Below are 7700 nucleotides of genomic sequence, written 5' to 3'. Positions count from 1 at the left end.
CAGCAGCACCGTGCTGATGGGCCTCGAAGGTCTCGGCCTGTGCGCGCGCGGCGAATCGGGCGCCTTCGTGCGCTCCGGCGCGACCTCGCTCGCCGGGCGTCTGCCGACCAACACGCACGGCGGCCTTCTCTCCGAGGGCTACCTGCACGGCATGAACACCGTCGCCGAGGCCGTGCTCCAGGTGCAGCGCCGCGGCGGAGAGCGGCAGGCGCCGCGTTCGGGCGTCGCGGTCGTGACGTCGGGGGCGCTGATGGACGGGTCGGCGCTCGTGCTGGCGGCCGATCGGTAGGCAGTCGTGAGCGTGCCGAGCGGCAGCTTCGAGGACGATCCGAATCCGAGGACTGCGGCATCTAGGTTGCCTCTCCGCGCGAGATTCAACGTCTGATCGAGCGAGGACCGTTCAGCGCGAAGGCGCGCAGGCTCGTCACGTCCGACGCCAGGTTCGCCACCCGCGCCGACGTGCTCGGCGGCGCGACCCAGCGAGAAGGGCAACTCCGACACAAGTCAGCACACCAGCAGATGGTTCGGGCACGGTGGCGAGCCCGAGGAGCCGAAGGGAGCCGGGCCCGGTGGCCTGAAAGCGCATCACGACCTGGTGCACGCGAGTGAAATCTGCGCCGGAGCCAGATCGGAGAGTGAAGTCGGAGAACTTGAGCGCGTGCAAACCCGCTCCGAGGATCGTCGACCCGGTGGAATAGCGTCCGTCCGAACATGACTGCGCGCCAGAAATCGCCGGGTCGGTGCAGACGGTCACCATGAGCAGGCCGCCGAGATCCTGGAAGAAGACGTCGAGAGCGAGCGCGTCCTGCGCACCGCCTTCGGTGAAGTCGACACCGCCGAGTTCACCCCCTAGTGGATCGCCGTTCCAGGTGAGCAGCATCAATGCCTGACCGCTTCCTTGCTGAACGTAGCCGAGCGAGCCTGACCCGATGGACACCGCGAGAGGAGCGCCGCCCGACGAGTCCTGCAACGCGAGTCCTCGGGTGCCGCCCAACATCGTCCCAGACCGGAGACGTCCTCCGCCGTTCTCGTGCAACGACGTGATCGACGCCGACTGAGTCGTCTTGAAATCGTCGATCACGAGACCGTGCGCGCTCGGCGAGAGCACCAGGACCCACGACGTCCAAGCGGCTAATCGGGCCAGGTTCGATCGGCGCATCGTGCGGATGGGTGGCGGCGGAACGGGACTAGTGGCACGAAATCCGCGAGTCGCCGCTCATTCGATGCGCGCCAGGCCGATCGGACGCCGCGGGCTTGCGGCCTTTCGAAGCGGGAGCGCCCCACGGTGCGGACGCACGAGACCCCTGGTCAGCGTGTTCGACGGCCTTCTCGAGCAGGCTCTTCGCGAGGCCGAGGAGGCCGCTCGTGAGGATGTCACCGACGTCGGGTCGCCACACATCGTGCGGTGGGTCCGCGCCGTGAGAGCGGAAGCGCGACCGCGAGCGAATGCGGCCGCGATCTCCGACAGGCTGCCCTGCAACCGACACGCCGGAGATGGAATGCGGGAGATGGGTGATTCTCGTTCGACGTGTCAGGCGGGGCGACGAGACGTTCGAACTAGCGAGACAGTCGCAAGACATCTGCGACCGTTCGCAGCGTCCGCGAATGCGACGCAGAACGAAGCCGGACGCCTCTCCCCGACGAACTCGCTCCGCTCGAGCCGACGATCGCTACCACGCCGTCCAGCCGCCGTCGACCGGCACGAGCGCACCGGTCACGAAGCTCGATGCCGGCGACGCGAGGAACAACAACGCCGTGTCGATCTCCTCGACGGCGCCGACGCGGCCCATTGGCGTGAACGTCTCCATGCGCGCGCGCTGGTCGGGCGCGATGTCGCCGTGCGCGGGGTCGATCGTCATCTCGGTCGCGAAGTAGCCGGGCAGGATCGAGTTGACGCGGATGCCGTGGGGCGCCCACTCGACGGCGAGCTGGCGCCCGAGGTTCGCGAGGCCGGCCTTCGAGGCCGAGTAGCCGACGGTCTTGTGGGTCGCGCTCGCGCCCAACGAGAGGATCGAGCCGACCAGGACGATCGCGCCGCGCGTTCCGCGCTCGATCCAGCGCGCACCGACGGCTTGCGACGCGTCGAACGCACCCGTCAGGTTCACGGCGAGCGCCTGATCCCACTTCGCGCGCGCGTGGCGCTCGGCGCGGCCGAGCGGCGAGATGCCGGCGACGTAGACGAGCAGCGACAGTTCGCCGAGCGCGGCTTCGGCCTCGGCGACCGCGCGCTCCATCTCGCCTGCGCGCGCGGCGTCGGCCTCGACGACCGCGCAGGATGCGCCGCCCGCTCGGATGTGCGCGGCTTCCTCGTCGAGCCGGTCGCGGCGGCGCGCGGCGAGCGCGACGCCGGCGCCCGCGCTCGCGAGCACGCGCGCCATGCGCGCGCCGAGCCCGCTCGATGCGCCGACCACGAGCGCGTTCGCGCCTCGCAGATCGAAGAGTTCGGAAGGGCTCGGTGCACGCACTGCGTCGTCGCTCGCCATCGGGTCGGATCTCCCTCGCGCCGCCCCGAGTGGAGCCCGCGGCCGCACTGTGTACCCGACCGCGCGCCACTGCGCGCGCGTGATAGGCTGCGCGCCCCGTTCGCATCCGCTCCACGGCTCCGCCATTCCGGAGGGCTCCATGCCGCTCGCGCCCCGCGTCCGCTTCCTCTCGCCCGCGCTCCTCGCGGCGACGTTCGCCGCGCTCGTCTCCGCTCCGGGAGCCGCGTCGGCCGATGCCGTCGAGCGCCCCTACGCCGTCACGGAGCAGCGCGAGGCGTGCGCCGACTACCAGCCGCTGCGCAAGCCGCTCTTCGGCGACACCCACGTGCACACCGCGTTCTCGTTCGACGCGTCGACCCAGGACACGCGCAACACGCCGCGCGACGCGTACCGCTTCGCGAAGGGCGAGCGCGTCGGGCTCCAGCCGTACGACGCGAAGGGCCAGGCGCTGCGCAGCGCGCAGCTCGAGCGCCCGCTCGACTTCACGGTCGTCACGGACCACGCCGAGATGCTGGGCGAGGTGCGCACGTGCAACGACCCGAGCGCGCCCGGCTACGACAGCGACCTGTGCTGGCTCTACCAGAACATGCGCCCCGTGCTCACGGCGCCGCTCGCGGTGCGCGGCATGGTGCTCAAGCAGCGCTGGAACTTCTGCCCCGCGGCGACCGCGGACGCCGAGCTCTGCCACGGCAACACGCGCAGCGCGTGGAACGACATCCGCGCCGCCGCCGAGGAGGCGTACGACCGCAGCGCCGAGTGCCGCTTCACGAGCTTCGTCGGCTACGAGTGGACGGCCACGGCGACGTCGCAGAACCTGCACCGCAACGTCGTCTTCCGGAACGACCGCGTGACGGACCTGCCGTCGAACTGGATCGAGGACGCCTCCGCCTGGCAGCACTGGCAGGATCTGCGGCGCGAGTGCCTCGACGCCGGCACCGGCTGCGACGCGCTCACCATCCCGCACAACTCGAACCTCGGCGGCGACGGCCTCATGTTCATGACGGCGAAGCTCACGTCGCTCGCCGACGCGAACGGCGAGGTGACGCGCGAGGAGGCCGTGCTGCGCCAGCGCATGGAGCCCGTCATCGAGATCATGCAGCACAAGGGCGACTCGGAGTGCCTGCTCGCGGGCGACACGGTCGACGAGGCGTGCGGCTTCGAGAAGCTCCCCTACGACAGCTTCGCGGGCGCGCAGATCTCGCGCGCGCCGGTCATGACGAACACCGGGCTGCTGAGCGACATCGGCAAGCCGAAGCGCAGCGCGATGGTGCGCGAGGCGCTCAAGAAAGGGCTCGCGCTCGAGAAGGAGCTCGGCGTGAACCCGCTCAAGTACGGGATCATCGCGAGCACGGACACGCACCTCGGCACGCCCGGACTCGTCGACGAGCGCAACGCGAAGGGCCACGGCGGCGCGGGCCTCGCGGCCGGTGCGGGCCTCGCGCCCGGCCTGCCCGACAACCTCGAGAACAACCCGGGCGGGCTCGCCGTCGTGTGGGCCGAGGAGAACGCGCGCGACTCGATCTTCGCGGCACTCACGCGACGCGAGACGTACGGCACGAGCGGCCCGCGCCACGTCGTGCGCTTCTTCGGCGGCTGGGACTACCCCGACGACCTGTGCGCGGCGCCCGACTTCGCGGCGCGAGGCTATGCGGGCGGCGTGCCCATGGGCGGCGACCTCCCGGAGCCCGGCGCGGCGGGCGGCGCGCCCGTGTTCGCGGTGTCCGCGCTCGCCGACCCGGGCACGCCCGCCTCGCCCGGCACGCCGCTCCAGCGCGTGCAGATCGTGAAGGGCTGGGTCGACGCGAAGGGCGCGACGCACGAGAAGGTCTACGACGTCGCCGGAGGCGACAACGGCGCGAGCGTCGACACCTCGACGTGCGCGACGAGCGGTGACGGCGCCGCGAACCTGTGCGCCGTGTGGCGCGACCCCGCCTTCGACGCGAAGCAGGGCGCCTTCTACTACGCGCGCGTGCTCGAGAACCCGACGTGCCGCTGGAGCCAGCAGCGCTGCGTCGCGGGCGGCGTCGACTGCAGCCGGCCCGAGACGATCACGCGCGGCTTCGAGCCGTGCTGCGCGGCCGACCACCGCAAGACCGTGCAGGAGCGCGCCTGGACGTCGCCGATCTGGTACGCGCCGTAGCGGGGCTGCGCGCCTAGCCCGCGAGCTCGCGCTTCTCGAACTCGATCGGCATCGCGAGATAGCCGTCGACGAACTCGCTGTGCGCGCGCACGACGCTTGCCTCGGGCACGTCGTACTCGGGCACGGCGGCGAGCAGCTCCTCGTACATGACGCGCGCCTCGAGGCGCGCCGCGTGCTGGCCGAGGCAGACGTGGCCGCCGTGGCCGAAGGAGAGGATGCGCGGCGGGCGGCGCGCGACGTCGAAGCGGTCGGGCTCGGCGAACTCGTTCTCGTCGCGGTTCGCCGAGCGGTAGAGGAGCAGCACGCCCTGCCCTTCGCGCAGGCGCTGGCCGCGCAGCTCGACGTCCCTGCGGACCTTGCGCGTGAGGAGCTGGGTCGGCATCTCGTAGCGGAGGATCTCGGTGAACGCGTCCCGGATCTCGTCGGGGTGCGCGACGAGATGCGCGCGCTGCGCGGGGTGGCGCGCGAGCTGGAGCACGCCGCCCGCGAAGACCTTCGGCAGCGTCTCCGTGCCGCCGACGACGAGCGTCATCAGGTGGCCGGCCATCTCGTCGTCGTCGTACGGCTGGCCGTCGAAGGCCTGCGCGAGGTAGACGTCGAGGATGTCGTCGCGCGCGCCGACGCCCTCGCGACGCCGCAGCGCGACGGTGCGCTTCAGGTACTCGTTCAGCTCGAGGGCCGCGGCCATCGCCGCGGGCGACATGCCCTCGACGCCCGGCTCGCGCGAGAAGAAGCGCGCGACGAGACCCGAGAGCATCGCGCCGTCCTCGGCCGGGAGGCCGATCAGCCGGCACGCGACGGCGACCGAGACCTGCCCCGCGAGGTCGGCGATGACGTCCATGCGCCCCGTCGGCAGCACCTTCGCCAGGCACGCGCGCACCTGCGCGCGCACGTCGCCTTCGAGCTCCGCGACGGCGCGCGGCGAGAAGTAGCGGGTCAGCGCCTTGCGCAGCGCCGTGTGGTGCGGCGGGTTCATCATGAAGATGGTGCGCCGGCCCGGGTCGTCGCCCTGGAAGATCGGCGGCTCCTCGTCGCCGATGTTCTGGAACGAGGGGCCGGGCTGGTCGAAGTGCTCGCCGTCCTGGCCCGCGCTCCACACGTCCTCGAAGCGCGACAGCGCCCACGCGTCGAGCCGCTCGACGTAGTGCACGGGGCTCTCGGCGCGCAGCCGCGCGTAGACCGGGAACGGGTCGTGGCGCATGATCTCGGCGAACGGGTCGTACTCGAGCGTCTCGGCCATCGGCTTCCTTCGCGAGCGTTCGTCGACGGGCGCTTTCGTCGACGGGCGATCCGGGGGCGGCAGCATACGACAGCACGCGCGCATGCAGGATCTCTACTTCGCCTACGGATCGAACATGAGCACCGCGCGGCTGCGCGCGCGCATCGCGAGCGCGCGCCCCGTCGGCGCGGCGCGCCTCGCGGGCCACGCGCTCGTCTGCAACAAACGCGGGAAGGACGGCAGCGGCAAGGCCAACCTCGTCCCGCACGCCGCGCGCGACGCGTGGGGCGTCGTGTTCGAGCTCGCACGCGCCGACTGGCCCGCGCTCGACCGCTTCGAATGGGGCTACGCGCGGAGCGCGTGCGTCGTGCACGCGCGCGACGGCACCGCGCTCGAAGCGCACGTCTATCTCGCGCTCGCGCCCGGCCCGGGCCCGCTCGCGCCCTTCGACTGGTACCGCGACCACTGCCTCGCCGGCGCGCTCGAGCACGCGCTCCCGCAGGAGGTGGTGGGCGAGATCCGCGGCTGGCGCGTGGTCGCCGGGGACGGCCCGGCCTAACGAAGCCGCGCCGCGAGGCGCTCGATGGCCCAGGCCACGCGATCGGGCGGCGCGGCCGTGTAGCAGAGGCGGACCCAGCTCGCGTAGTCGGAGCCCGCCGAGGCGCCCGGCGCGACGAGGACGCCGTCCTCGAAGCAGCGCTCGAGGAAGCCCGGCATGCCGCGCTCGTCGAGCGCGCGTGCGACGTCCACGAACAGGAAGGTCGAGCCCTCGGGCGCGGGCAGCCCGAGCGCGGCGGCCGCGCGCCGGCCGGCGTCGCGGTAGAGGGCGCGCGCGTTCGCCACCCACTCCGCGCCGCCCTCGAGCGCGCGCAGCGCGGCGACCTGCCCGGCGACGGGCGCGTGATAGGCGGTGTGCGTCCCGATCTTGAGCGCCTGCTCGACGAGCGGCGGCGGCCCGACCGCGTAGCCCACGCGGTTGCCCGCCATCCCGTACGTCTTCGAGAACGAGAACACCGACACCGTGCGCTCGGGCGCGACGGCGCCGACCGAGAAGTGCGCGCCCTCGTAGACGAGCTCCTCGTACACCTCGTCGGAGACGAGCCAGAGGTCGTGCTCGCGCGCGAGCCCGGCGAGCGCCTCGAGCCACGCGCGCGGCAGCACGCGGCCCGTCGGGTTCGACGGGCTCGACACGTAGAGCGCGACCGTGCGCGGCCCGATGCGCGCGCGCACCGTGGCGACCGCCTCGTCGACGTCGCGCACGCGGTCGTAGAAGGGAACCTCGACCGGCGTCGCGCGGAAGGCCTGCACGATGCCGCGCGCGAGCGGCCAGAACGGCGCGAGGATCGCGACCTCGTCGCCCGGCGATGCGATCGCGCCGATCACGTTCGCGAGGACCGAGGTCGCGCCCGCACCGACGAGCACGCCCGCGCGCTCGCACGCGAGGCCGTTGCGCGCGCGCACCTTCTCGACGAGCGCGTCGACGAGCGCGGGCAGCCCCTGCGTCGGGCCGTAGCGGTGCAGGCCCGGGTAGTCGGCCGTGCGCAGCGCCTCCATGCGCGCGCCCTCGAAGGGCTCCATCCACGTGTCGCCGACGTGGAGCGCGACGACGTCGCGCCCCTCGGCCCGCGCGCGCTCGGCGAAGGGCGAGTAGACGGCGCCCGGCATGGCGAGCGCGGCCGGCGCGAAGCCGCGGCCCGCGTGGAAGCGCGGCACGCGCCTAGCGCACCGCCCGCGCGGCGCGGAGCATGTCCGCATAGCCTTCGCGGAAGGTCGGGAAGCGCAGCGCGAGCCCCTCGGCCTTGAGGCGATCGTTGCGGCAGCGCTTGCTGCCCGCGCGCCGCGGCGCGCGCCGGCCGTC

7 protein-coding genes are annotated in these 7700 nt (G+C 72.8%); 3 read left to right on the top strand and 4 right to left on the bottom strand.

Annotated features, from left to right (window positions below; genetic code table 11):
• Window positions 1–289, top strand: a 289-nt coding sequence (locus R3E88_22585) for an acetyl-CoA acetyltransferase (protein MEZ4219269.1), incomplete at its 5' end; no start/stop codon positions are given.
• Window positions 290–424: 135 nt separating this feature from the next.
• Here the strand turns inward: R3E88_22585 and R3E88_22580 are convergent.
• Both R3E88_22580 and R3E88_22575 read right to left on the bottom strand, forming a co-directional pair.
• Complete coding sequence (locus R3E88_22580; GenBank protein MEZ4219268.1) at window positions 425–1081, bottom strand: PEP-CTERM sorting domain-containing protein; 657 nt, start codon at window positions 1079–1081, stop codon at window positions 425–427.
• 589 nt (window positions 1082–1670) lie between these two features.
• Entirely contained in the window at window positions 1671–2483 is an 813-nt protein-coding gene (locus R3E88_22575; protein ID MEZ4219267.1) for an SDR family oxidoreductase, read from the bottom strand.
• Window positions 2484–2622: 139 nt separating this feature from the next.
• Here R3E88_22575 and R3E88_22570 point away from each other — a divergent pair, with 139 nt between their 5' ends.
• The gene (locus tag R3E88_22570; GenBank protein ID MEZ4219266.1) at window positions 2623–4623 is read left to right on the top strand and encodes a DUF3604 domain-containing protein; all 2001 of its coding nucleotides are present in this window, start codon (window positions 2623–2625) and stop codon (window positions 4621–4623) included.
• 13 nt (window positions 4624–4636) lie between these two features.
• Here R3E88_22570 and R3E88_22565 read toward each other — a convergent pair whose 3' ends face one another.
• Window positions 4637–5863 (bottom strand): cytochrome P450, encoded by a 1227-nt coding sequence (locus R3E88_22565; protein ID MEZ4219265.1) that lies wholly within the window; start codon window positions 5861–5863, stop codon window positions 4637–4639.
• An 82-nt stretch (window positions 5864–5945) separates the two neighbouring features.
• Here R3E88_22565 and R3E88_22560 point away from each other — a divergent pair, with 82 nt between their 5' ends.
• Entirely contained in the window at window positions 5946–6401 is a 456-nt protein-coding gene (locus R3E88_22560) for a gamma-glutamylcyclotransferase family protein (GenBank protein MEZ4219264.1), read from the top strand.
• On the opposite strand, the gene R3E88_22555 is transcribed toward R3E88_22560, so the two are convergent.
• Window positions 6398–7555: a pyridoxal phosphate-dependent aminotransferase gene (locus R3E88_22555; GenBank protein MEZ4219263.1), complete on the bottom strand. Its 1158-nt coding sequence runs from the start codon at window positions 7553–7555 to the stop codon at window positions 6398–6400. The two genes, R3E88_22560 and R3E88_22555, sit on opposite strands and share 4 nt — an antisense overlap.
• Window positions 7556–7700 lie beyond the last annotated feature (145 nt).

The organism is Myxococcota bacterium (assembly GCA_041389495.1).
In the GTDB taxonomy this organism is placed as follows: Bacteria; Myxococcota_A; UBA9160; order UBA9160; family UBA4427; genus JAWKRT01.
This window is presented reverse-complemented; position numbering and strand designations above follow the sequence as displayed.

Excerpts from the sequence above, each read along its gene's own strand:
- R3E88_22560 (MEZ4219264.1), top strand. The coding sequence starts at position 5,946 with ATGCAGGATCTCTACTTCGCCTACGGATCGAACATGAGCACCGCGCGG.
- R3E88_22575 (MEZ4219267.1), bottom strand. The coding sequence starts at position 2,483 with ATGGCGAGCGACGACGCAGTGCGTGCACCGAGCCCTTCCGAACTCTTC.
- R3E88_22570 (MEZ4219266.1), top strand. The coding sequence starts at position 2,623 with ATGCCGCTCGCGCCCCGCGTCCGCTTCCTCTCGCCCGCGCTCCTCGCG.
- R3E88_22565 (MEZ4219265.1), bottom strand. The coding sequence starts at position 5,863 with ATGGCCGAGACGCTCGAGTACGACCCGTTCGCCGAGATCATGCGCCAC.